At 67.7% G+C, this 22,451-nt stretch carries 30 protein-coding genes; 18 read left to right on the top strand and 12 right to left on the bottom strand.

All coding sequences use genetic code 11. The features are described from left to right. The first annotated feature begins 53 nt into the window (after positions 1-53). The 7 genes from AADI75_RS12780 (at position 54) to AADI75_RS12810 (ending at position 4,606) form a co-directional block, all read left to right on the top strand. A complete protein-coding gene (locus AADI75_RS12780; protein ID WP_341209424.1) occupies positions 54-650 on the top strand; it encodes an MBL fold metallo-hydrolase in 597 nt (198 codons plus the stop codon). Between the two features lie 212 nt (positions 651-862). Next, positions 863-1,042 carry a 50S ribosomal protein L32 gene (rpmF, locus tag AADI75_RS12785; protein WP_028967316.1) on the top strand — a complete coding sequence of 60 codons (180 nt, stop codon included), beginning with the start codon at positions 863-865 and terminating at the stop codon, positions 1,040-1,042. A 43-nt stretch (positions 1,043-1,085) separates the two neighbouring features. After that, positions 1,086-2,120, top strand: a complete 1,035-nt coding sequence (gene plsX, locus AADI75_RS12790; protein ID WP_341209425.1) for a phosphate acyltransferase PlsX — start codon at positions 1,086-1,088, stop codon at positions 2,118-2,120. Continuing rightward, entirely contained in the window at positions 2,117-3,097 is a 981-nt protein-coding gene (locus AADI75_RS12795) for a beta-ketoacyl-ACP synthase III (protein ID WP_341209400.1), read from the top strand. The genes plsX and AADI75_RS12795 overlap by 4 nt, the downstream gene beginning before the upstream one ends. A gap of 90 nt (positions 3,098-3,187) precedes the next feature. Next, entirely contained in the window at positions 3,188-3,484 is a 297-nt protein-coding gene (locus AADI75_RS12800) for an integration host factor subunit alpha (protein WP_341209401.1), read from the top strand. A gap of 5 nt (positions 3,485-3,489) precedes the next feature. After that, positions 3,490-3,819, top strand: a complete 330-nt coding sequence (locus tag AADI75_RS12805) for a MerR family transcriptional regulator (RefSeq protein ID WP_341209402.1) — start codon at positions 3,490-3,492, stop codon at positions 3,817-3,819. Between the two features lie 40 nt (positions 3,820-3,859). Beyond that, positions 3,860-4,606, top strand: coding sequence for a polysaccharide deacetylase family protein (locus tag AADI75_RS12810; protein ID WP_341209403.1), 747 nt, complete (start codon positions 3,860-3,862; stop codon positions 4,604-4,606). Here the strand turns inward: AADI75_RS12810 and AADI75_RS12815 are convergent. The 8 genes from AADI75_RS12815 to pyrE all read right to left on the bottom strand — a co-directional run bounded on the left by AADI75_RS12815 (position 4,561) and on the right by pyrE (position 11,092). Beyond that, positions 4,561-5,745: a glycosyltransferase gene (locus AADI75_RS12815; protein WP_341209404.1), complete on the bottom strand. Its 1,185-nt coding sequence runs from the start codon at positions 5,743-5,745 to the stop codon at positions 4,561-4,563. The genes AADI75_RS12810 and AADI75_RS12815 overlap by 46 nt on opposite strands. A 15-nt stretch (positions 5,746-5,760) precedes the next feature. After that, positions 5,761-6,282 carry a DUF2141 domain-containing protein gene (locus AADI75_RS12820; RefSeq protein WP_341209405.1) on the bottom strand — a complete coding sequence of 174 codons (522 nt, stop codon included), beginning with the start codon at positions 6,280-6,282 and terminating at the stop codon, positions 5,761-5,763. After that, positions 6,264-7,220 carry a hypothetical protein gene (locus AADI75_RS12825; protein WP_341209406.1) on the bottom strand — a complete coding sequence of 319 codons (957 nt, stop codon included), beginning with the start codon at positions 7,218-7,220 and terminating at the stop codon, positions 6,264-6,266. Before AADI75_RS12825 ends, AADI75_RS12820 begins: the two co-directional genes overlap by 19 nt. Positions 7,221-7,303: 83 nt before the next feature. Continuing rightward, on the bottom strand, positions 7,304-8,398 hold the full coding sequence (locus AADI75_RS12830; protein ID WP_341209407.1) for an AI-2E family transporter: 1,095 nt from the start codon (positions 8,396-8,398) through the stop codon (positions 7,304-7,306). Continuing rightward, a complete protein-coding gene (gene lepB, locus AADI75_RS12835; protein WP_341209426.1) occupies positions 8,395-9,291 on the bottom strand; it encodes a signal peptidase I in 897 nt (298 codons plus the stop codon). The genes AADI75_RS12830 and lepB overlap by 4 nt, the downstream gene beginning before the upstream one ends. Before the next feature lie 55 nt (positions 9,292-9,346). After that, positions 9,347-9,766: a holo-ACP synthase gene (gene acpS / locus AADI75_RS12840; RefSeq protein ID WP_341209408.1), complete on the bottom strand. Its 420-nt coding sequence runs from the start codon at positions 9,764-9,766 to the stop codon at positions 9,347-9,349. Between the two features lie 10 nt (positions 9,767-9,776). Next, complete coding sequence (locus AADI75_RS12845; RefSeq protein ID WP_341209409.1) at positions 9,777-10,505, bottom strand: pyridoxine 5'-phosphate synthase; 729 nt, start codon at positions 10,503-10,505, stop codon at positions 9,777-9,779. A 2-nt stretch (positions 10,506-10,507) separates the two neighbouring features. After that, positions 10,508-11,092, bottom strand: a complete 585-nt coding sequence (pyrE, locus tag AADI75_RS12850) for an orotate phosphoribosyltransferase (protein ID WP_341209410.1) — start codon at positions 11,090-11,092, stop codon at positions 10,508-10,510. A 188-nt stretch (positions 11,093-11,280) separates the two neighbouring features. On the opposite strand from pyrE, the gene coxB reads away from it, so the two are divergent. The 10 genes from coxB to AADI75_RS12900 all read left to right on the top strand — a co-directional run bounded on the left by coxB (position 11,281) and on the right by AADI75_RS12900 (position 18,566). Next, complete coding sequence (gene coxB / locus AADI75_RS12855; RefSeq protein ID WP_341209411.1) at positions 11,281-12,486, top strand: cytochrome c oxidase subunit II; 1,206 nt, start codon at positions 11,281-11,283, stop codon at positions 12,484-12,486. Positions 12,487-12,490: 4 nt separating this feature from the next. Then, positions 12,491-14,158 (top strand): cytochrome c oxidase subunit I, encoded by a 1,668-nt coding sequence (ctaD, locus tag AADI75_RS12860; RefSeq protein ID WP_341209412.1) that lies wholly within the window; start codon positions 12,491-12,493, stop codon positions 14,156-14,158. A gap of 74 nt (positions 14,159-14,232) precedes the next feature. Then, the gene (locus AADI75_RS12865) at positions 14,233-14,391 is read left to right on the top strand and encodes a hypothetical protein (RefSeq protein ID WP_341209413.1); all 159 of its coding nucleotides are present in this window, start codon (positions 14,233-14,235) and stop codon (positions 14,389-14,391) included. Positions 14,392-14,408: 17 nt separating this feature from the next. Next, the gene (locus tag AADI75_RS12870) at positions 14,409-15,008 is read left to right on the top strand and encodes a GNAT family N-acetyltransferase (RefSeq protein ID WP_341209414.1); all 600 of its coding nucleotides are present in this window, start codon (positions 14,409-14,411) and stop codon (positions 15,006-15,008) included. Then, complete coding sequence (locus AADI75_RS12875; RefSeq protein WP_341209415.1) at positions 15,005-15,916, top strand: heme o synthase; 912 nt, start codon at positions 15,005-15,007, stop codon at positions 15,914-15,916. The genes AADI75_RS12870 and AADI75_RS12875 overlap by 4 nt, the downstream gene beginning before the upstream one ends. Further along, positions 15,913-16,050 carry a hypothetical protein gene (locus tag AADI75_RS12880; protein ID WP_335309601.1) on the top strand — a complete coding sequence of 46 codons (138 nt, stop codon included), beginning with the start codon at positions 15,913-15,915 and terminating at the stop codon, positions 16,048-16,050. Before AADI75_RS12875 ends, AADI75_RS12880 begins: the two co-directional genes overlap by 4 nt. A gap of 17 nt (positions 16,051-16,067) precedes the next feature. Further along, a complete protein-coding gene (locus tag AADI75_RS12885) occupies positions 16,068-16,607 on the top strand; it encodes a cytochrome c oxidase assembly protein (RefSeq protein ID WP_341209416.1) in 540 nt (179 codons plus the stop codon). Positions 16,608-16,642: 35 nt separating this feature from the next. Beyond that, positions 16,643-17,554, top strand: a complete 912-nt coding sequence (locus AADI75_RS12890; RefSeq protein ID WP_341209417.1) for a cytochrome c oxidase subunit 3 — start codon at positions 16,643-16,645, stop codon at positions 17,552-17,554. Beyond that, positions 17,551-17,937, top strand: a complete 387-nt coding sequence (locus tag AADI75_RS12895; RefSeq protein WP_341209418.1) for a DUF983 domain-containing protein — start codon at positions 17,551-17,553, stop codon at positions 17,935-17,937. Before AADI75_RS12890 ends, AADI75_RS12895 begins: the two co-directional genes overlap by 4 nt. Further along, positions 17,934-18,566 (top strand): SURF1 family protein, encoded by a 633-nt coding sequence (locus AADI75_RS12900; RefSeq protein ID WP_341209419.1) that lies wholly within the window; start codon positions 17,934-17,936, stop codon positions 18,564-18,566. Before AADI75_RS12895 ends, AADI75_RS12900 begins: the two co-directional genes overlap by 4 nt. Positions 18,567-18,866: 300 nt before the next feature. On the opposite strand, the gene AADI75_RS12905 is transcribed toward AADI75_RS12900, so the two are convergent. Continuing rightward, on the bottom strand, positions 18,867-19,568 hold the full coding sequence (locus AADI75_RS12905; RefSeq protein ID WP_341209427.1) for a molybdopterin-dependent oxidoreductase: 702 nt from the start codon (positions 19,566-19,568) through the stop codon (positions 18,867-18,869). A 38-nt stretch (positions 19,569-19,606) separates the two neighbouring features. Beyond that, the gene (locus AADI75_RS12910) at positions 19,607-20,299 is read right to left on the bottom strand and encodes a cytochrome b/b6 domain-containing protein (protein ID WP_341209420.1); all 693 of its coding nucleotides are present in this window, start codon (positions 20,297-20,299) and stop codon (positions 19,607-19,609) included. Between the two features lie 26 nt (positions 20,300-20,325). On the opposite strand from AADI75_RS12910, the gene AADI75_RS12915 reads away from it, so the two are divergent. Continuing rightward, entirely contained in the window at positions 20,326-20,931 is a 606-nt protein-coding gene (locus tag AADI75_RS12915; RefSeq protein WP_341209421.1) for a flavin reductase family protein, read from the top strand. A gap of 4 nt (positions 20,932-20,935) precedes the next feature. Here AADI75_RS12915 and AADI75_RS12920 read toward each other — a convergent pair whose 3' ends face one another. Both AADI75_RS12920 and rlmN read right to left on the bottom strand, forming a co-directional pair. Further along, on the bottom strand, positions 20,936-21,694 hold the full coding sequence (locus AADI75_RS12920; RefSeq protein WP_341209422.1) for a sulfite exporter TauE/SafE family protein: 759 nt from the start codon (positions 21,692-21,694) through the stop codon (positions 20,936-20,938). Further along, the coding region (gene rlmN, locus AADI75_RS12925; protein ID WP_341209423.1) for a 23S rRNA (adenine(2503)-C(2))-methyltransferase RlmN at positions 21,687-22,451 on the bottom strand (765 nt) is incomplete at its 5' end. The genes rlmN and AADI75_RS12920, both read right to left, overlap by 8 nt.

Consider the following 22,451-nt stretch of genomic DNA (forward strand, 5'->3'; position numbering starts at 1 on the left):
TCCATCATCAGCATCTCAGATTCGAGCCTCCGAGGCTCTGGCAGTCATGGGGTCTGATCTGGTGCACCGCGACGATGAAGGCGGCGGTGGTCGATCCCGGCGGCGATCTGCCGCGCATCCTGTCGGCGGTCGAGCAGGCGGGGGTGACGGTCGAGAAGATCTTGCTGACCCACGGCCATATCGACCATGCCGGCGAGGCGAAGCCGCTGGCCGAACAGCTGGGCGTGCCGATCGAGGGGCCGCACGAGGACGACCGCTTCTGGCTGGCGCGGCTGGACGAAGACGGGCGAAACTGGGGGATCCGCGGCGTGGTGTTCGAGCCCGACCGCTGGCTGGCGGATGGCGACACCGTGACCGTCGGCGATCTGACGCTCGACGTCCATCACACGCCGGGTCACACCGCGGGCCATGTCATCTTCCACCACGCGCCGTCGCGATTCGCGCAGGTCGGCGACGTGCTGTTCCAAGGCTCGGTCGGGCGCACCGATCTGCCGCAGGGCAATCACAAGCAGCTGATCGAGTCGATCGTGACGAAGCTGTGGCCGCTCGGCGACGAGACGACCTTCATCCCCGGTCACGGCAAGCCCAGCACCTTCGCGCACGAGCGCGCGCACAACATGTTCGTCAGCGACCGCGCGCTTTCCGCCTGAGAGGGACACGACCGCCCGTTCCGGGCGTTGGCGGGATGGAGGTGATGTGACGGGCTTTACTTGCAACCGCCGGGGAATTCGCTATAGGCGCGGGGCTTCGCGATGCGAGCCGATGCCCGGCTGTCTGCCGCGGCCGGTGCTCGCATCGTCCGCGCGGCGCCGTGCACCGGCTCGTCGCTCATATGAACTACTAGACAAATCAAGGTGCCGCGATGGCCGTCCCCAAGCGAAAGACTTCTCCCTCCCGCCGTGGCATGCGCCGCGCGCACGACGCTCTGTCGGTCGAGGCGTTTCAGGAATGCCCGAACTGCGGCGAGCTGAAGCGCCCGCACAACCTGTGCACCGCGTGCGGTCACTACAACGGTCGCGAGGTCATCGCGGTCGACGCCTGAGCCTGACCGGGTGCAGGCACAGCTTCGGGAGCGAGGTTCAGTGATATCCGACAGGTCCCGGATCGCCGTCGATGCGATGGGCGGTGATGAGGGGCTGGCGGTGATGCTGGCCGGGGTGGCACGCGCGTGCCGCCGCTACGACGACGTCAACTATCTGTTGGTCGGCGACGAAGCGGCGATTCGCGACGGGCTGTCCCAGCACCCCAATCTCGCCCAGCATTCCGAGATCGTGCACGCCCCCGATGTGATCGCGGGCGACGAGAAGCCGAGCCAGGCGATCCGTCGCGCCAAGACGACGTCGATGGGCGTCGCGATCGACTGCGTGAAGCAGGGGCGCGCCGCCGCGGCGGTTTCCGCCGGCAATACCGGCGCGTTGATGGCGATGGCGAAGCTGTCGCTGCGCACGATGCGTGGCATCGACCGCCCGGCGCTCGCGGCGCTGCTGCCGACGCTGGGCGACAATGACGTCGTCATGCTGGATCTCGGCGCCAATACCGAGTGCGATGCACGCAACCTCGTGCAGTTCGCGGTGATGGGCGCTGCCTATGCGCGCACGACGCTGGAACTCGACGCGCCGCGCGTCGCGCTGCTCAACATCGGCAGCGAGGACCAGAAAGGCACCGAGGAAATCCGCGACGCCGCACAGGTGCTGCGCGCCGCGCCGCACCTGCCGATGAAGTTCGTGGGCTTCGTCGAGGGCGACCGGCTGTCGCGCGGGCAGCACGACGTGATCGTCTGCGACGGCTTTTCGGGCAATATCGCGCTCAAGACCGCGGAGGGCACCGCGCGCTTTGTCGCCGACCTGCTCAAGCGCGCGTTCCGCAGCTCGGTGCGGTCGAAGGTCGGCTTCCTGATCTCGCGTCCGGCGACCGAGCTGCTGCGCGATCACCTCGATCCGAACAATCACAATGGCGCGGTCTTCCTTGGCCTCAACGGGCTGGTGGTGAAGAGCCACGGCAGCGCGAACGAGCGCGGGGTGGCGACCGCAATCGGCAACGCCGCCAAGATGGTGCGCGCCGACCTGACGCGCCGGATCATCGAAGACCTGCGCCATTTCGAAGCGAAGGCGGCTGCATGATCCGTGCCGTGCTGACGGGAACGGGCAGTGCGCTGCCCGCCCGCCGCGTTTCCAATGCCGAGCTGGCCGAGCAAGTCGATACATCCGACGAATGGATCGTCGAGCGCACCGGCATCCGCTTCCGCCATATCGCGGGCGAGGGCGAGACGACGGCGACGCTGGCATGCGACGCGGCGATGGCGGCGATCGCCGCAGCGGGGCTGACGGCCGGCGACATCGACCTGATCGTGCTGGCCACCGCCACGCCCGACAACACGTTCCCCGCCACTGCCACCAAGGTGCAGGCGATGCTGGGGATCGACGATTGCGTCGCGTTCGACGTCGCGGCGGTCTGTTCTGGCTTCCTCTATGCGGTGCAGGTCGCCGACAGCATGATTCGTGCCGGCGCGCACCGGCGTGCGCTGGTGATCGGGGCCGAGACGTTCAGCCGCATCCTCGACTGGGAGGATCGCACCACCTGCGTCCTGTTCGGCGACGGCGCGGGCGCGATCGTGCTGGAAGCCCGCGATTCAGTTGAAGACGTCGCCAATGCCGGCGCGCGCGGCATCCTCGCCACGCGGCTGCATGCCGATGGTCGCCATAATGGGTTGCTTTATGTCGACGGCGGACCGTCCACGACCGGGACAGTCGGCAAGCTTCGGATGAAGGGGCGCGAGGTGTTCCGCCACGCGGTGATCAATCTGGCGGCCGTCATGGAAGAGGCGTTACAGGCCACCGGGCTGCCCACCGATGCCATCGACTGGGTCGTTCCGCATCAGGCCAATGCGCGTATTCTCGACGCGACGGCGCGCAAACTTTCCCTTCCTTCTGAAAAGGTTGTGGTCACCGTCGACCAGCATGCGAACACCTCTGCAGCGTCAGTTCCGCTCGCACTCGACCAGGCGGTGCGCGACGGCCGCATCCGTCCCGGGCACATCGTCGTGCTGGAGGCGATGGGGGGTGGTTTTACCTGGGGTGCGGCAATTATTCGCATGTGACCCGTAATCGCCGGCTGCATCGACAAGTCGCATGCGGCGTTATAAGCCGCCCGAATTGTAAAACCTTTCCGGGGGGTAGAGGTAAAGCCGATGACTGAAGCTGGTACGTTGACGCGCGCTGATCTGGCCGAATCGCTTCACAAGCAGGTGGGACTGTCCCGTGCGGACTCGTCGCGCCTCGTGGAGCAGATTCTCGAACGTATGTGTAGCGCGCTCCAGAACGGTGAGAACGTCAAGATTTCGGGGTTCGGCACGTTCGTGCTGCGCGACAAGGGCGAGCGGATCGGCCGCAACCCGAAGACCGGCGTCGAGGTGCCGATCGCGCCGCGGCGCGTGCTGACGTTCCGCGCCAGTCAGATGATGCGCGACCGCATCGTCGCGGGCTGAGCGCCTTGGCGTCGGACGCCAAATCCGCCGCCGCGTTTCGCACCATCGGCGAGGTCGCTCAGGCGACCGGCCTCGCCCCGCATATCCTGCGTTATTGGGAAAGCCGTTTTCCGCAACTCCGGCCGGTGACACGCGCGGGCAACCGCCGCTATTATCGGCCGGAGGATGTGGCACTGGTCGAGCGGATCGACCGGCTGCTCAATCGCGAGGGCTATACGATCAAGGGCGTCCAGCAGCTGCTGGCGCGCGAGCCTGCCGTCGCGACGCCCGATGCCGCCACGCCGTCGCTGGTCGCGATCCGCGACCTGCTCGCCAGGGCATTGGCCGAGGACTGAGGCTTGCGCCGGTACGTCCGGGTCCGCATGTGCTGACGCGATGAAGCGGCTGCTCGCCTCCATCCACGATGTCTCGCCGCGGTTCGAGCGCGAGGTCGATCTGCTGCTGGATCGGCTGGCACCGTATGTCGGACAGCGTCTGGCGATGCTGGTGGTCGCCGATCACTGGGGCAGCGCACCCTTGATCCCGGCGTTCCGCGCGCGGCTGCGGCACTGGGCCGACGCCGGGATCGAGATGTTCGTGCACGGCTGGTTCCATCGCGACGACAGCGCGCACCGCGGCGTGGCGGCGGTGAAGGCACGGCGGATGACCGCGGGCGAGGGCGAGTTTCTGGGGCTTGACCATGCCGAAGCGCTCGCGCGAATGCGGCGCGGCAAGACATTGCTGGAACAGACGATCGGTCGCCCGGCGGCGGGGTTCATCGCGCCGGCGTGGCTATATTCGGAAGGGGCGCGCGCCGCCTTGTCGGCCGCCGGCTTCGCGCTGGCCGAGGATCACGCCCGCGTGTGGGTGCCGGGTGGCGCCGTCGTCGCGCGTGGGCCGGTCGTCACTTGGGCGAGCCGCAGCGATGCGCGCGCGCTCAGCTCGCTCGCCGCCGCATCGATGCTGCGGCACGCGCTGCAGCTCGTACCGACGGTCCGCGTGGCGGTGCATCCGGGCGACGTGACCCGCCCGGCGTTGTTGCGCAGCATCGACCGGACCCTCGCGGCCTTCACCGCGCGCGGCCGGCGGCCGGCGGCCTATGCCGATTTGCTGACCAACCCGCGTGCGTCGATCAGCGCTTGATAATGCGCCATCAGGGCCTGGGTATGTTCGCGGTCGCTCCACACCTTCGGCGCGGCAATCGCGGCGGCGCGGCGGAGCAGCGGTTGATCCCGTGAGGCGAGTGCGACGATCGCGCGCGCGCAATCATAGGCGTTGCCGCTGCGATACCATTCGCCGAACTCTGGCTTTGCCACCGCCGACGCACCACCGCGATCGGGGACGATGAGCGGCAGGCCCGAGGCCAGCGCTTCCGACGCGACCAGCCCGAATGTCTCGGTATCGCACCCGTGGATGAAGGCGTCTGCGCTCGCCATGATCGAGGCGAGCTGTCCGCGATGGTAGATCGGCTGGAACATCCGCACATGCGGGCTTTCGGCGATGTGGCGCTCCAGCGTCCGCGTGTCCGGCCCCAGCCCCAGCAAGACCAGCCCGACCGGCAGCTTCGCGCCCGCGCGCCGCACCGCGTCGATCACCGTCGGCCAGCGCTTTTCGGGGTGATGCCGCCCGACCCCGATCAGCAGGAACGCATCTTCGGGCAGCCCGCATTGCTCGAGCATCGCGGCCCGCAGCGAAGGGCTGCGGAGCGCGGGCGAAAAATGCTCGCGTTCGATCCCCAGCGGCATAGTGGCGTCGATCCGTACGCCGCGTGCGCGCAGCCGCTCGGTTAGTACTGGGCCGTTGGTGACCACGGTATCGAACCGGTCTAGCCAGCGGTTTATGTAGCGATCGTACCAGCCGAATGCGCGCTCGATCGTCGATTCGGAAGCGACCCGGAAGAACCACCGCTTGGGATAGGCCTCGAGATTGTCGTTGTGCATGAACCACGAGCGCAGGGCGTCACCCTGCCACCCGGCGACGATCGCTGCGGAGCGCCACGGCGCGCAATTCTCGACCACGTCGGGACGATAATGGTCGAGCAGTTCGTGGATCGGCCCCGCCTCCCAGAACAGCCCGTAGTTCGAGTCGAAGGGGATCCCCGGCGACTTGACGTAATGGATGCGGGCGCCGCCGGGCCGCTCCTCGACGCGATCCTCGCGTCCGGGGGCGATCACGATCTGCTGATGCCCCAGCTCGGACATTAGCGCCATCTTGCGATCGAGGTACGACCGCACCCCGCCGCCGGTGGGCGAGTAGAATTCGTTGACGTCGACGATCCGCATGGTCCCGCCTCCCGATCAGCGCATGAAGCCAAAGCCGCCCAGTCCGCGCAGATATTGTGCCCGGATCGTGGTACGGGTGATGCCGGGGCCAACGTCGATCAGCGCATCGGCCAGTTTGGGGCGCGCACGCCCGATCTTGTGGTTGCTGGGGAAGCCGGCGCCGTCGCTCCAGAAGTTGAACTTGCGCTTGCCGTCGCGATCGTGGCCGAGAAACAGGGCATAGCGGCCCGGGCGCGGCACGCGAATGCAGATCGCGGCATCGCCGGCGGCGGGCGGCGTGATCGTGACGCGGCGGAAAAACTTGCCCTCGCGCGCCAGATCGCCGTCGCCGGCCAAAAAGTCCTTCTCGTTGGGCGGGTACAGTTCCAGCTTCAGCGTGCCGGTGCGGTCCTTCAGCCCGGTGACGGTGGCCAGGATCGCCGAGCCCTGTTGCGCGGTGCAGGCCGCGGCATCGCTGCCGAGCACCTGCGCACCCGCCGCGGGCGCGGCAAGCGGGAGCAGCCCGGCCAGGGCAATCGTCAGCGTCCGTTGCGCCATGCGCGCATCCTTTCCGTCACATATACCGCACCGAACAGCAGCAGCAGCAGCCCGTGCATCACCACGGTTGACGCCGCGGTGAACGCCATCAGGTCCGACAACGCCCGGTCATGCCCGATGACCAGGATCGCGAAGTTGGCGAAAAGCAGGTCTTTGTTGGGCAGGAACGGCAAACGCGACACCAATTGCCGTCCGGCGACCAGAAACAGCCACATGCCGATCGACACGCTGGGCATCGCCCACGCCCAGGCCAGCGCGATGGTGACGCAGGTGACGCCGATCCGCAGCAGATCGATCCAAAATATGAACCACAGGTCGCGACGCGGCAGCGAGAAGACGCGCTGGGAAAACAGGATAAGTCCAAGCGACATCGCGGTGGCGAACACCAGCGACCAGATCATGCCCTCGATCACCTCGGGGGAAATCAACTGGTAGCCGAGCGGCAACGCGACCGTCGCGAGCAGCAAGGCGGTGACGTTGCCGGTGATGCCGGAGACGATGCCGACGTCCTTTACTGCCCCGAACGGCGCGGTCACCATGTCGAGCCGCGCCCGCGCCCAGGCGTAAAAATAGGCGTCGCCCGAATAGCCGATCAGGATGTCGTTCGCGATCCGCTTGCGGTTGAGCGCCGGGAAAGCGGCGGGCGGCACATCCCACAACCGGCGGAAGATCACGAAATCGCAGACCGGCAGCGCGAAATAGGAGGCAAGGAAGAAGAGGTAGAAGCCCCAGGATGCCGGCACCGCCCGCTTGATCCCGGCCAATCCGTGATCGAACAGCTCATGCCCGACGCCGATCAGCGTTGCGACGGTCAGGATGGTCGCCAGCAACGCGGGCCAGCGACGCCGGAGCGTCAGGACCGGCCTCAACGCGACCAACGGAGCGGTGTCGGCGGCGGACTTGGTCGATGGGGTTGAGGAGTGCTCGTCGACGCGCAATCGGTTGTTCCTGCGCCCGTTGCAGGCGGGTGGCGCGCTGTAGCAGCGTCCGGCGGGGCGCGCCAGCCGTGCCGCGTGCGGCCTCAGTCCCGCGCCGGACTGTCCTCGACGTTCTCGGAACGGCGCTCCATTGCGGCCTTCAGGATCGCGGTCATCGGGTCGGCGAGCGCCAGCCCCATGATCCCGAACAGCGCGCTGGCGAGGATCTGTGCGCCAAGCGTCAGCGCCGGGGGCAGATCGACGGTGCGCTTGGCAACCATCGGGATGACGACATAGCCATCGAACGTTTGGACGACGACATAGACGACGATCGCGAGCACACCGGTGTGGACGCCCGCCGAAAAGCCGACAGCCACCATCAGCGCGCCGGAAATAAACGCGCCGATATTGGGGATGAAGGCCAGCAGGCCGGTGAGGATGCCGAGGATCATCGCCATCGGCACCCCGGCGATCCACAAGGCGATCGCGGTCAGCACGCCCTCGAACGCCATGCCCAGCAACCGGCCGGCGAGCAGCCGGCGGAGCGTCTGCGCCATGCGCTTCAGCGTCACCGCGAACTCGACGCGGTGGCGCTCGGGCACCATCCATTGCAGCCCACGCTCGTAGCCGTGCGGATCGATCGCGATGAACAGCCCGAGCACGACGATCATGAAGCCGCTGGTCAGCGCGCCCGCGGCGGTGCCGAGCCAGCTGGTGACGCGCCCGAGCGACGACATCGCCTGTTTGGCGACGCCGCTCAGGTCGCTGGCACCGGGCATCAGCCCCTGCGCGCTCAGCCAGCCGCTGACGCGCAGCACCTGCACCTCGACGGTCGAGCGGAGCTGTTGCGCCTGCGCGGTGATCTGGACGCCGGCGAGATAGAAGGTGCCGAGCAGGAAGGCGATGGTCAGCAGGCAGACGATCAGCAACCGCCAGCTCCTCCCGATCGGCAGCACGCGCCCGAGCAGCCGCACCCCGCCATCGAGCAGCGCGGCGAACACGAGCGCTGCGAAGATGATGAGCAGCGGTTGAATCAGCAACACGACCAGGGCGATCGCGCTGGCCATGCCCAGCCAGACCGCAGCGCGGCGAATTTCCAGGCGTGTCGCGTCGTCGCGCACTTCGGTGGGGCTCGCGCCGGCGCGGACGCGGACCTGCTCGCCGCCCGCATCGATCCGCACCTCGGGCGCGTCGCTCATGGGACGCGCGTCGGGTGGAGCGAGGTGCCCGCGCGTCCGCCGCGCAGCGCGCCCGGCCACGTCAGCGGGTTCCAGCCGGCGCTGCCGTTGACCGAGAAAGTGATGAACTCGGCCCGGCCGCCGATATTTTCGTAGGGCACCGGCCCGCCCAGGCCACGTTCGAACCCGCCGAGCGCGAAGCGGCTGTCGGCGGAGCGATCGCGATTGTCGCCCATCAGGAAGACGTGGTTAGCCGGGATCGTCACCGGGCCATAATTGTCGCCGGCACTGTCCGGTTCCAGATCGACGGTGTCATACCGGCGGCCGTTGGGCAGCGTCTCGGTGACGATCGGCAAATGGCAGACCGCGGTGCCGTCGGCGCGCTCCTGCCGCGCGCCGGGGTATTGCGCGGGATCGCAGGTCGCGTTCGCATCGACCGGCAGGTCGCGATAATGGAGCGGGCCGCGCGCCACCGGCTTGCCGTTGAGGATGACGACCCCGCCGCGCACCGCCAGTGTGTCACCGGGCAGGCCGATCACACGCTTGATATAGTCGCTCGACTGGCCCGGCGGTGTGACGATCACCACGTCACCGCGTTCGGGCAGGCTGCCCCAGATGCGGCCGTGGATGAAAGGCACCTGCACCGACCAGCTATCGACCGGCTGGTGGAGCAGCGTGCCGCGGACGATCGCGACCGGATCGGGGATCGTCGGCGACACAAACGACCAGCCATAGGCAAATTTCGACACCACCAGCCGGTCGCCGACCAGTAGCTCGGGGAGCATCGACTCGCTCGGAATGTAGAACGGCTTGGCGATGAAGCTGTGGAAGCCGAGCACCGCGAGCAGCAACCAGAACAGCCCCTTGATCTCGCCCCACCAGTCGAAGCCGCTACGCGGCGCGGGTGTCTCGATCGCGGCGGGCGGGGGCGTGTGGTCGCCGGTCAATGCGATATCCTCTGCCACGCGGTCACTCGGCTCCTGCATGTCGGTCGGCAACGGCCTCGATGATGACGAACGCCTGCGCCCACGGATGGTCGTCGGTCAATGTCAGATGGATGCGCGCGCTGTGTCCGGCGGGGATCAACGCGTCTAGCCGCGCCTGCGCGCCGCCGGTCAGCGCCAGCGTCGGCGCGCCGGAGGGGGCGTTGACGACGCCGATATCCTTCATGAACACCCCGGCCTTGAACCCGGTGCCGACCGCCTTGGAGAACGCCTCCTTCGCGGCGAAGCGCTTGGCGAGCGTGCCGGCCTTGGTGAACGGGCGGCGATCGGCCTTGGCGCGCTCGACGTCGGTGAAGACGCGCGCCTCGAAGCGTTCGCCGAAGCGCTCGAGCGACGACGCGATCCGCTCGATGTTGCACAGGTCGGAGCCGAGGCCGACGATCACGTCGCCATCCTCATCGGGCTTCGTCCATCAGTGCCTTCATCCGCCGGACGCTGTCTTCCAGCCCGGTGAAGATCGCCTCGCCGATCAGGAAGTGGCCGATGTTCAGCTCGCGGACTTGCGGGATCGCAGCGACAGGGGTGACATTATCGAAAGTGAGGCCGTGTCCGGCGTGGACTTCGATCCCGTTCTTCGCCGCCAGTGCGGCGGCGTCGGTGAGCCGCCGCAACTCGGCGGTCCGCGCGTCGCCGTCCAGCTCGGCATAGCGGCCGGTGTGCAGCTCGACGACCGGTGCGCCGAGCGCGACCGCCGCCGCGATCTGGCGCGGGTCGGGCTCGATGAACAAGGAGACGCGGATGTTCGCCGCGCCGAGTTCGCGGACCATCGCTGCCAGGCGGTCATGCTGCCCCGCGGCGTCGATCCCGCCCTCGGTGGTGCGCTCCTCGCGCTTCTCGGGGACGATGCAGGCGGCGTGTGGCCGGTGGCGCAGCGCGATCGCGAGCATCTCGTCGGTCGCAGCCATCTCGAAGTTGAGCGGGATCGACAATTCGGCCGAGAGCCGCGCGATGTCTGTGTCGGTGATGTGGCGGCGATCCTCGCGCAGATGCGCGGTGATCCCGTCGGCTCCGGCCTGCGCGGCGAGCAAGGCGGCGCGGACCGGATCGGGCAACCCGCCGCCACGCGCGTTCCGCACGGTCGCGACATGGTCGATATTGACCCCGAGGCGCAAGGGGCCGGCCATCGTCACGCCGCCGCCCGGCTGCCCGGCTTGATCGCCGGGATCGCTTGCAGTTCGCGGGGCAGATCGTCGGGCTGGTAGGTCGGCACCTCCAGCCGGATCAGCGGGAAGAACGGGACGCCGATATCGGCGGTGCCGTTCGAACGGTCGACCAGCGCCGCGCCCGCGATCACGCGGCCCCCGGCGGATTCGATCGCCTTGATCGCCTCGCGGCTCGACAGGCCGGTGGTGACGACATCCTCCATCATCAGCACTTCCTGCCCGGGCGCCAGCCGGAAGCCGCGGCGCAGCTCGAAGGTACCGGTCGGGCGTTCGACGAACATCGCGTCGACGTCGAGCGCGCGCGCCATCTCCTGCCCGGCGATCACCCCGCCCATCGCGGGGGCGACGACCGCGGTGATCCGCGCGCGCAGCGCGGCGGGAATACGCGTCGCCAGCGCCTCGGCCAGCCGCGCGGCGCGGCGCGGGTTCATCAGCACGCGCGCGCATTGCAGGTAGCGCGGGCTGCGCAACCCCGAGGAAAGGATGAAATGCCCTTCCAGCAGCGCATCGGCGGCGCGGAATTCGGCGAGCACGTCGTCGTCGGTCATCGTGTGCTTGGTCTCCTGCGCGCGCCATAGAAGCCCACCCGCGCGCGCGCAACGCGCCGTGACGGAGAAAAGCGCGGACGCACGCCCCCTTGAGGCGAGGGGATGCCATGCTATAGGCAGGTGCAGGAGGGGCGCTTCGATACGCCCGGTACGCGAATGCGCACCACGACAGGGGTGACGATAAAGAGATGCTGAGAACCGGGATCAAGGGTTGGGTGTTGGCAGCGGGCTTCGCGCTGACCGCCCTGACGGGCGCGGGCAGCGCCGGCGCACAGGCGCCGACTACGGCCGCGACCTCGCCCGCCACCGCGGCCACCGCCGCGCCGAGCGGGCTGCGCCCCGCCGACTCGAATCAAGGTCAGGCCGGCGGCACGGTGCAAAAGGCCGACGCTGCGCCGCAATCGCCCGCGCTGGCGATGGACGGCGCCCCGGCCTTCAACGCGACCAGCTCGGCGCCCGGCGTCGGGCAGCCGCTCGACGGCGTGATCCACATCCAGCCGCAGGTCACCAAGAATGGCCTGCGCGCACACTGGTTTCATGATCGCATCCTGTTCCCGCTGATCACGATCATCTCGCTGCTGGTGCTGGTGCTGCTGGTGGTCGTCATCGTGAAGTTCCGCGCCAGCGCCAATCCGGTGCCGTCGCGGACCAGCCACAACACCTTCATCGAGGTGGTGTGGACCTTGGTCCCGGTGTTGATCCTCGTTGCGATCGCGGTGCCGTCGATTGGGCTGCTGCAGGCGCAGTTCAAGCCCGCCCCGGCCGGCGCGGTCACGCTGAAGGCGATCGGCAACCAATGGTTCTGGAGCTATCAATATCCGGACCACGGCGGGATCGAGATCACCGCCAACATGCTGAAGGAAGGCAATCAGGTCGCTTCCGGCGAGCGCGTGCGCACCGCCGCCGACGGCCCGCGCCTGCTGGCGACCGACAATCGCGTCGTGCTGCCGGTCGGCGTGCCGATCCGCCTGATCACCACCGCCAACGATGTCATCCACAGCTGGGCGGTGCCGGCCTTCTGGATCAAGCTCGACGCGATCCCGGGCCGGCTGAACGAGACCAGCTTCACGATCGACAAACCCGGCCTGTATTTCGGCCAGTGCAGCGAATTGTGCGGCGCGCGCCACGCGTTCATGCCGATCGCGGTCGAGGCGGTCACCCCGGCGCAGTTCGCAGCGTGGGTGCGCGCCAAGGGCGGCTCGATGCCGGCGCCGGGCAAGGCGTCCGACGCCGTCATCCCGCAGCCGGGCGCGGACAATTCCGCCGCGGTGATGGACGAGGCAGCGGTCGCCAATGCGATGACCGGCCCGACCGAGAACGGGACCGACACTCCCCCCACTTCCCCGCAGGGCGCCACCGGCAATCCGGGCGGCGTCGGCGAAGCCGGACGCTAAGACCATGACCGACACCGCGCTCCACCCGTCCGCTTTCGTCACGCACGACGATCACCACCATCACGCAGACGCCGATCACAAGCCGGCGTTCTTCGCGCGCTGGTTCATGTCGACCAACCACAAGGACATCGGCACGCTCTACCTGATCTTCGCGATCGTCGCGGGGATCATCGGCGGCGCGATCTCGGGGCTGATGCGCGCCGAGCTGATGCATCCGGGCATCCAGTATCTGCCGCACTGGGCGTCGATGCTGCATGGCGGGGAAGAACAGTCGTTCGACCAAGCGCTACACCTGTGGAACGTGCTCGTCACCGCGCACGGCCTGATCATGGTGTTCTTCATGGTGATGCCGGCGATGGTCGGCGGGTTCGGCAACTGGTTCGTGCCGCTGATGATCGGCGCGCCCGACATGGCGTTCCCGCGGATGAACAACATCAGCTTCTGGCTGCTGGTGCCGGCGTTCCTGTTGCTGCTCGCCTCGCCGTTCTTCGGTGGTGCCGGCACCGGCTGGACCGTGTATGCGCCGCTCTCCACCTATGGCGAGCCGGGCCCGTCGGTCGACATGGCGATCCTGTCGCTCCACCTTGCGGGCGCCAGCTCGATCTTGGGCGCGATCAACTTCATCACCACGATCTTCAACATGCGCGCGCCGGGCATGACGCTGCACAAGATGCCGCTGTTCGCCTGGTCGGTGCTGGTCACCGCCTTCCTGCTGCTGCTGGCGCTGCCGGTGCTGGCCGCGGCGATCACCATGCTGATCACCGATCGCAACTTCGGCACCGCGTTCTACGATCCGCAATATGGCGGCGATCCCGTGCTCTACCAGCATCTGTTCTGGTTCTTCGGCCACCCCGAAGTGTACATCATGATCCTGCCGGGCTTCGGCATCATCAGCCACATCGTCGCGACGTTCAGCCGCAAGCCGGTGTTCGGCTATCTCGGCATGGCCTATGCGATGGTCGCGATCGGCGTGGTCGGGTTCGTCGTCTGGGCGCACCATATGTTCACGACGGGCATGAGCGTGAACGTGAAGATGTACTTCACCGCCGCGACGATGGTGATCGCGGTGCCGACCGGCATCAAGATCTTCTCGTGGATCGCTACAATGTGGGGCGGCAGCCTGCGCTTCCCGACCCCGATGGTCTGGGCGATCGGCTTCATCTTCATGTTCACGGTCGGCGGCGTCACCGGCGTCGTGCTCGCGAACGGCGGCGTCGACGATTACATGCAGGACACCTATTACGTCGTCGCGCACTTCCACTACGTGCTCAGCCTCGGCGCGGTGTTCTCGCTGTTCGCGGGCTTCTATTACTGGTTCCCGAAAATGTCGGGGCGCATGTATAATGAATTCCTCGGCCAGCTGCACTTCTGGGTGTTCTTCGTCGGCGTGAACCTGCTGTTCTTCCCGATGCACTTCCTCGGCTTGCAGGGGATGCCGCGTCGTTATCCCGACTATCCGGATGGCTTCGCGCACTGGAACAACGTCGCGACGATCGGCTATATGATCATGGCCGCGGGCATGGCGATTTTCTTCGTCAACCTGATCTGGTCGCTGGTCGCGGGTAAGAAGGCGCCTGACAATCCGTGGGGCGAGGGCGCGACGACGCTGGAGTGGACGCTGTCCAGCCCGCCGCCGTTCCACCAGTTCGAGACGCTGCCCAAGATCGACTGACGATCCTGAGTGGGAGACCGGCGGCGGGGCGGCGAAAGCTTCCCCGCCGCTGCCGTTTTCGGGGAGGCCTTTCCGTGACCGACGACACGATCGCGTGGCGTGTCGAGCGCGCCTGTGCCGCGGCTTATCCGCCGCGGTCGCTGGAACGCGTCGGAGACTGGCAGGTGGCGCGCTCGGGCGGCGGCAGTCGTCGCAGCAATGCCGCGCGTGCGGTCCATGACCGGCGTCGCTAGATGCCGCCACGCTGCCGGTGATCGCGGCGGTGTACGACTGCGACGGTCAACCGACGATCGTCCGCGTCACGGACTTGATCCCCACCTCCTCGGCCACGCGCGACGATGCCGGCTTCTCCGCGCCGGAGGGACATACGCGCACGTTGCTTCGGCGGCTTCCGCCGGGCGAGAGGTTCCCGTCCGCGGCCATCGTGACGACCGCGCCCGACACCGCATGGGTCGCGGCCCGGCGGCGACTCGCCGGACATATCGAAAGTCCGGCGGCGGTCGCGGCGCGGCTTTCGATTCCCGCCGCCTATGCGCGATTCGACGAAGGCGGAACGGTCAGGGCGATCGGCTATGCCGCGATCCACGACCGGATCGCCGTACTGGAGGCGATCGCCACCGATCCGGTCGCTCGCCGCCGAGGGTTCGCGCGCACGGTGATCGGGGCGCTGCTCGACTGGGCGGTGGTGCAGGGTGCGGGTCATGCTGCCTTGCAGGTCGAGGAGGCGAATGTCGCAGCGCGGGCGCTCTATGCGCGGATGGGCTTTGCGACAGACCTTTATGGCTATCACTACCGGCGACGTGCGGCTTCCCTCGCCCGTGCTCCGGGGCTAGAGTCGCTGCCTTCATGACCTCCGCCACGCCCCTTCTCCCCCCCGCCGACTGGCGCGACTTCCTTGCGCTCACCAAGCCGCGCGTGATGACGCTCGTCGTCTTCACCGGGCTGTGCGGGTTGCTGGCCGCGCCGCCGGTTAACGGTCATCTGATCGATCCGGTGCTCGGATTCACCGCAATCCTGTGCATCGCGCTGGGCGCGGGGGCGGCGGGTGCACTAAACCAATGGTATGAGGCCGATCTCGACGCGGCGATGAAGCGCACCGCGCAGCGGCCGTTGCCGGCGGGACGCATGGAACGCCAGTCAGCGTTGCATTTCGGCGTCGGGCTGGGCGCGTTTTCGGTGATCCTGATGGGACTGGCGGTCAATCTCGCCGCGGCGGCGATCCTGACGGTGTCGATCCTGTTCTACGTCCTGATCTACACCGTCTGGCTGAAGCGGCGCACGCCGCAGAATATCGTCATCGGCGGTGCGGCGGGGGCGTTTCCGCCGCTGATCGGCTGGGCGGCGGCGACCGGGCAGGTCGCGCTGCTGCCGTTCCTGCTGTTCGCGCTCGTCTTCCTGTGGACGCCGCCGCATTTCTGGGCGCTCGCGCTGTTCGTAAAAACCGATTACGCCAATGCCGGCGTGCCGATGCTCCCCGTCGTGGCGGGCGAGGCGGCGACGCGGCGGCAGATCGGGTTGTACACGATCCCCATGGCGGCGGTGGCGATCGCGCCGTGGCCGCTCGGGCTGACCGGCGCGATCTATGGCGTGGTGGCGGTGGCGATGACCGCGGCGTTCGCTGTGCTGGCGGCGCTGGTCGCGGCCGGGGCGAAGCGGGCGGCGGCGCCGATGTTCTATGAGAAGCGACTGTTCGCTTACTCGATCCTGTATCTTTTCGTGATGTTCGGCGCGTTGGTCGTCGACCGGTGGGTGGCATGACCGAAGACGAGCAAAATCTGATCCGCCGCCGGCAGAAGTCGCGTGCGATCGTCGTCGCGCTGTTGCTCGGCGCGTTCGTCGTGCTGGTGTTCTTCATCACCATCGCGCGGATCAAACAGGGCATGGCGCATTGAGCGGGAACGATCGCACGGTGGCACGCCCGCGGACGCTGCGCACCGCGCTGCTGGCGGTGGCGGGGATCTGTTTCATGACCGGGCTCGCCTTCGCCAGCGTGCCGCTCTACCGGATGTTCTGTCAGGCGACCGGGCTGAACGGCACCACCGGGCGCGGCGTTGCGGCGCCGGGCGGCGTCCATCGCAAGATCGAGATCGCGTTCGACGCGAATACCAGCCCGAAGCTGCCGTGGCGGTTCGTGCCGGAGCAGGAGCAGGAAACGGTCGAGATCGGCGCGCGCGACATGGCGTTCTTCACCGCCACCAATCGCGGCGCGCAGGCGGTGACCGGCACCGCCACCTATAACGTCACCCCCGCGATCGCCGGCAAATATTTCACGAAAATCCAGTGCTTCTGCTTCACGCAGCAAACGCTGAAGCCCGGCGAGACGCAACGGATGCCGGTGATCTTCTACGTCGATCCCAAAATACTGACCGATCCGGACACGCGCGACGTACAGACGATCACGCTCAGCTACACCTTTTACCCGGTGGATTCCGCGAAAACGAACAGCTAAGACCACCGCAATAAGCGAATTGGGGAGAGCCGCGCATGGCGGGTGCCAAGAACCACGAATACCACATCCTGCCCCCCAGCCCTTGGCCGTTGCTCAGCAGCTTCGCGGCGCTCATCATGGCGGCCGGCGGCATCATGTACATGCATCAGGGCACGGGCGGCGGCTGGGTGTTCCTGATCGGCCTCGCCTCGGTGCTGTTCTGCATGTACGGCTGGTGGCATCAGGTGATTCGTGAGGCGCATGCCGGCGATCATACGCCGGTGGTGCAGCTCCATTTCCGCTACGGGATGATCCTGTTCATCGCCTCCGAGGTGATGTTTTTCGTCGGCTGGTTCTGGGCGTTCTTCGATTTTTCGTTGTTCCCGACCGCGATGCAGGTCGTCGACGGGCAGGTCGAGCGCGCGGCCGAGGGCGCGGCGGCGATCGCCGCGCAATGGCCGCCCAAGGGGCTGGAGGTCATCAATGCCTTTGAGCTGCCGCTGCTCAACACATTGATCCTGCTTTGCTCGGGCACGACCGTCACCTGGGCGCACCATGCGCTGATCCACAATCAGCGCGGCGGCGTGAAGCGCGGGTTCTGGGGCGCACTGGGCGTCGGCGACCGCGACGGCGTGCTCAAGGGGCTGTGGCTGACGGTGGTGCTGGGCCTGCTGTTCAGCAGCATCCAGGCCTATGAGTACATGCACGCGCCGTTCCCGTTCAAGGGGATCAACTATGGCGCAGCATTCTTCATGGCGACCGGCTTCCACGGTTTCCACGTGATCGTCGGGACGATCTTCCTGATCGTCTGCCTGATCCGCGCCTATAAGGGCGACTTCACGCCCAAGCAGCATTTCGGCTTCGAGGCGGCGGCGTGGTATTGGCACTTCGTCGACGTGGTGTGGCTGTTCTTGTTCGTCACCGTCTACGTATGGGGCGGCTGGGGCGCACCGGTTCACGGCGGATGAGCGACGCCGATCGGTCGGCGGTCGGGGCGACGCCTCGGCCGATCGACTGTGGCATCAAGGGGTTATGCCCCCAATGTGGCGCCCGCACCTTGTTTGCGGGCGTCCTTCGTTTCGCGGACCACTGCCCGGCGTGCGGGCTTTCGATCGCGGGGTTCAACGTCGGGGACGGACCGGCCGCGCTGCTGGTGCTGGCGTGGGGCGCGATTGTCGTGGCGCTGGCGATCATCGTCGAACTGTCGTTCGCGCCGCCGTGGTGGCTCCATGTGCTGTTATGGGTGCCGCTGAGCACCGCGGCGATCGTCTGGTCGCTGCGCGTCGCCAAGGGCTGGCTGCTCGCGGCCGAATATCGCCATGCGGCGGGTGAGGGGCGGCTGGCACCGTGAAGCGCGTTCCGGTTCTCCCGACGCTCCTCGTCGGTGTCGCGATCGCGGCAATGATCGCGCTGGGGCTGTGGCAGTTGCTCGATCGCCGACCGCAGAAGGAGGCGTTCCTTGCGCAGCTTGCCGCGAACCCGACGCTACCGGCGGTCGCCTTCCCGCGGGTTGCCGACGAGACGTTACTGTTCCGCCGCAGCAGCGCCTTTTGCCTCGAGCCGGTGTCGATCACTCGTGCCGGAGCGGGGGCGGCGGGGTATCGCGTGATCGCCTTGTGCCGGACGGGCGCGGAAGGGCCGGGGCTGCGCGTTCAGATCGGCACGACCCGCGACCCGGTCGGGAAGGTGGCGTGGCGCGGCGGCAAGGTCAGCGGCTGGATCGCGCATGCGCCGGACGCGCGCCCGCTGATCGCCGAGGTGACGCAGCCGCAGGTGGCGCGCGAATTGATGCTGGTCGCCGCGACGCCGGCAGCCGGACTAGCGCCGAACAATCCACCGTCGATCGAGTCGATCCCGAACAACCATCTTGCCTATGCGGTGCAATGGTTTCTGTTCGCTGGCGTGGCGGCGGTGATCTACGTCATCGCGCTACGGCGTCGCGGCAAGGCTGGGACGCATGGTAACGGCCCGAAGTCTTGATGATCACGCGGAGGCGCAGAGAGATTGCGCATCGGGTAGCGGGAGACAAAGCGGGGGTTGCGATGAGCTGGTACGGCGAGACCGGGCGGAACCTCTCTGCGCCTCCACGTCACCGCGCGAACAAGATCGCGAGAGCCGCTCCGACCGAGGCATGATACCGAGAGTCTCGGTTCCCGCGCGGGGGCGCGGCAGGTTTTACTCGCGCAGAGGCGCAGAGGGGGTTCGGTCGGGGCGCTCTCGCGGGAGAGAACGGGGGAGCGCTGGTCGGCTAAGGCGGCTACGCCGCGTTGCGGTCTGCGTTCAAATGCCCGCCCACCAGTCGTAGTCGACATTGTCTTCCCAATAGCCGCCGCGGCCCTTGCCGATCCCGGCGAGGCTGGCGACCGCGGTGACCTGCATCAGATATTTGGCGTGCTTGTAGCCGAGCTGCCGCTCGACGCGCAGCCGCAGCGGCGCGCCGTGGCCGACGTCGAGGAAGCGATCGTTCATCGCCCAGGCGAGGATCGTCTGCGGGTGGAAGGCGTCGACGAGGTCGATCGACTCGTAATAAGGCGCGCCACCGTACAGATCGGCGCAACGGAACACGATGTAGCGAGCCGCGTCACGCAGCCCCGCGGCCTTGAGCACGTCGCCGAGCCGCGGCCCCTGCCATTTGCCGATCGCGCTCCAGCCCTCGACGCAATCGTGGCGGGTGATCTGCGCGCGCTGCGGAAAGCGGCCGAGATCGGCAAGCGAGAGCGACAGCGGGCGGGCGACCAGCCCGTCGACGCTCAGCCGCCAATCGGCAAAACGGCCGGCGCGCAGCGCGGCGTAAGCGGACGTGCCGGGGTCGCGCGTGCCGTTGGTGCGGAACCGCGGCGACATCTGGTCCGGCGTGAATTCGGGCGCCAGCGCGTCGCGGTTCGATAGCGCGCGTTGCAGGGCGCGGTGCATGTCCTCGCCCTTAAAGACGATCGAACGCACGGTCGGCTGCTGGATGACGCGGTCGCAGCCAGCGAGCATCAGCCCCGCGCCGCCGCCGAGCAAGGTCCGCCGGCGGATCACTCGGGCACCCGCCACCGGCCGGTCAGCATCGAGCGCAGCTCGTTGCGCCAGCCGGCAAGGATCACGAGCACGAGGTGGACGACGGTGAAGCTCGCGATCACCGCCATTGCGATGAAATGCAGCGAGCGTGCCGATTGCCGTCCGCCGAACAGGTCGAGCAGCCACGGCCACGCCGCGTCCATGCCGGGCGACAGCGTCAGACCGGTTAGGATCACCAGCGGCAGCGCGAGGAAGATCACCGCGACATAGCTCAGCTTTTGCAGCGCGTTATACTCGCCGGGTGCCTCCGGATCGTGAAAACGGAAGGCGAGATGCGCGCGGAGATCGGCGATCAGGTGCGCGGCGCGCACGTCGCGCCGCCGCACGCGCAGGTCGCGCTGGAAATGGCGGTTGAGCAGGCTGACGATCATATAGGCGAGCAGCGAGAAGCCGAGCACCAGCGCGAAGAACAGATGCCAGCGTCGCGAAATCGCGAGATTGTAGTTCGCCGGGATCGTCAGCCACGAAGGAAAGCGCGGGAGCTGCGCCCAGGCGTGGTCGAAATTCGCGCCGTAACGCCCCCAATAGAGCCGCGGATGCGCGTTCGAGATGCCGAGCCCGGAGCCGATCAGCACGAAAATCGTGACCGCGTTGATCCAGTGCCACAGACGCGTGGCGAGCCGGTGGCGGTGAATCACGGTTGCAGCCATGCACGCTTCTTAGCAGAAGCCGCGGCATGACCGAATGGCATTTTTACGAGCCGGCGAAGGGGCACGGCCTGCCCCACGATCCCCTTAACGCGATCGTCGGCCCGCGCCCGATCGGGTGGATCGCAACGATGGCGCGCGACGGGCGGCGCAATCTCGCGCCGTACAGTTTTTTCAATCTGTTCTCCTACCGTCCTCCGATCGTCGGCTTCTGCTCGAACGGCGCAAAGGACTCGCTGGCGAATGCGCGCGAGACCGGCGAGTTCGTCTGGAACCTGGCAACCCGCGATCTTGCGACGGAGATGAACGAGACGTCGGCGATGACCGATGAGGACGAATTCAGCCGCGCCGGGCTGGCCACACTGCCGTCGACGCTGGTCGCGCCGCCGCGCGTGGCGCTGAGCCCGGTACAGTTCGAGTGCAAGGTGACGCAGATCGTCCAGCTTCAGGATCGTCACGGCGCCGACGTGCCGGGCTGGCTGGTGCTCGGCGAGGCGGTAGCGATTCACATCGACACCGCCATGCTGGAGGGCGGCATCTACCAGACCGCCCGCGCGCATCCGATCCTGCGCGGCGGCGGTCCGGCGGATTATTTCGCGCTAGGCGAGAAGTTCGCGATGACGCGACCCGGCTGAGCCGTCACCCGTAGGCGTGCGTGAAGAACACCGCGGTCGTGACGCCGGTGACGAGGATCGTCCACCAGCGCACCACGATCGCGGGGAGTCGTTTGCCGACGATCGCGCCAAGCCAGCCGCCGAGCACGCCGCCCGCCAGCATCGGCAGGCACGCGTCCCAGCGGATCATCCCGCAGGCGACGAACACGATCGCGGCGGCGAAGTTGGCGGTCGCCAGCATCAATGTGCGCGGTGCGAACATTGCGCGCGGCGTCGTGCCCGCCAGCAGACCGTAGGTGGCCGTGGTCATGATGCCGACCCCGCCGCCGAAATAGCCCCCATAGGTGCCGAGCACCGCCTGCACCGCCATCAACGTGCGCGGCTTGATCGTCACGCGTGCCGCGAGCCATTCCGCCGCGCGCGCGCCGAAGACGATGGCGACGAAGGCGATGAGCAGCAGCCAGGGCACGATCAGATCGAACGCCGCGCCGGGCGTCACCACCAGCAGGACGCTGCCGATCAGCCCGCCGGCGAACGTGATCGCCGCCAGCACGCGCACCGACACGCCGCCGACCGGCTGCAATTCGTGGCGGAAGCTCCACGCGCTGATCGCGCCGCCCGGCATCAGCCCGAGGTTGGAGGTCGCGTTGGCGATATTGGCGGGCGTGCCGAGCCCAAGCAGCGCCGGCATCGTCGCGAAGGTGCCGCCACCCGCCAGCGCATTCATCATCCCGCCCAGGACGCCCGCGCCGCCCGCGAGCGCCATGCCGGCGGCATCAACCAAGCGCGGCCTGCTTCTCCGCGGCCAGCCGGTCGAGTTCGGCGCGGCTCTTCTTCTCGGCCGCCGTCTTCAACTGCCCGCACGCTGCGTCGATGTCGCGCCCGCGCGGAGTGCGAACTGGGGCGGAGATGCCGCCTTCGAAGATGATCTCGCTAAACCGCCGCACGCGTTCGGGCGTGGAGGTTTCGTAATCCGCGCCCGGCCACGGATTGAACGGGATCAGATTGACCTTGGCGGGCAGATTGTAGTGGCGGAGCAGCCGGACCAGCTCGTGCGCCTCGGCATCCGAGTCATTCTTGTCCTTCAGCATCACATATTCGAACGTGATTCGGCGGGCGTTGTTCGCGCCCGGATAATCGGCGCACGCCTGCAGCAGTTCCTCGATGCCGTATTTGCGGTTGAGCGGGACCAGCTCGTCGCGGACGTCCTTCGTCACCGCATGCAGCGACACCGCGAGATTGACCCCGATCTCCTCGCCGGCGCGCGCCATCATCGGCACCACGCCGCTGGTCGACAGCGTGATCCGCCGCTTGCTGAGCGCGAGCCCGTCGCCGTCCATGACCAGCTTCAGCGCGTCGCGCACCGCGTCGAAATTGTAGAGCGGCTCGCCCATGCCCATCATGACGATGTTGGTGAGCATGCGCCCTTCGGGCTGGCTCGGCCATTCGCCGAGCGCGTCGCGCGCCAGCATCACCTGTCCGACGATCTCGCCCGCGGTCAGGTTGCGCACCAGCCGCATCGTGCCGGTGTGGCAGAAGCG

The sequence above is a fragment of the uncultured Sphingomonas sp. genome (genome assembly GCF_964021865.1).
GTDB lineage: Bacteria > Pseudomonadota > Alphaproteobacteria > Sphingomonadales > Sphingomonadaceae > Sphingomonas.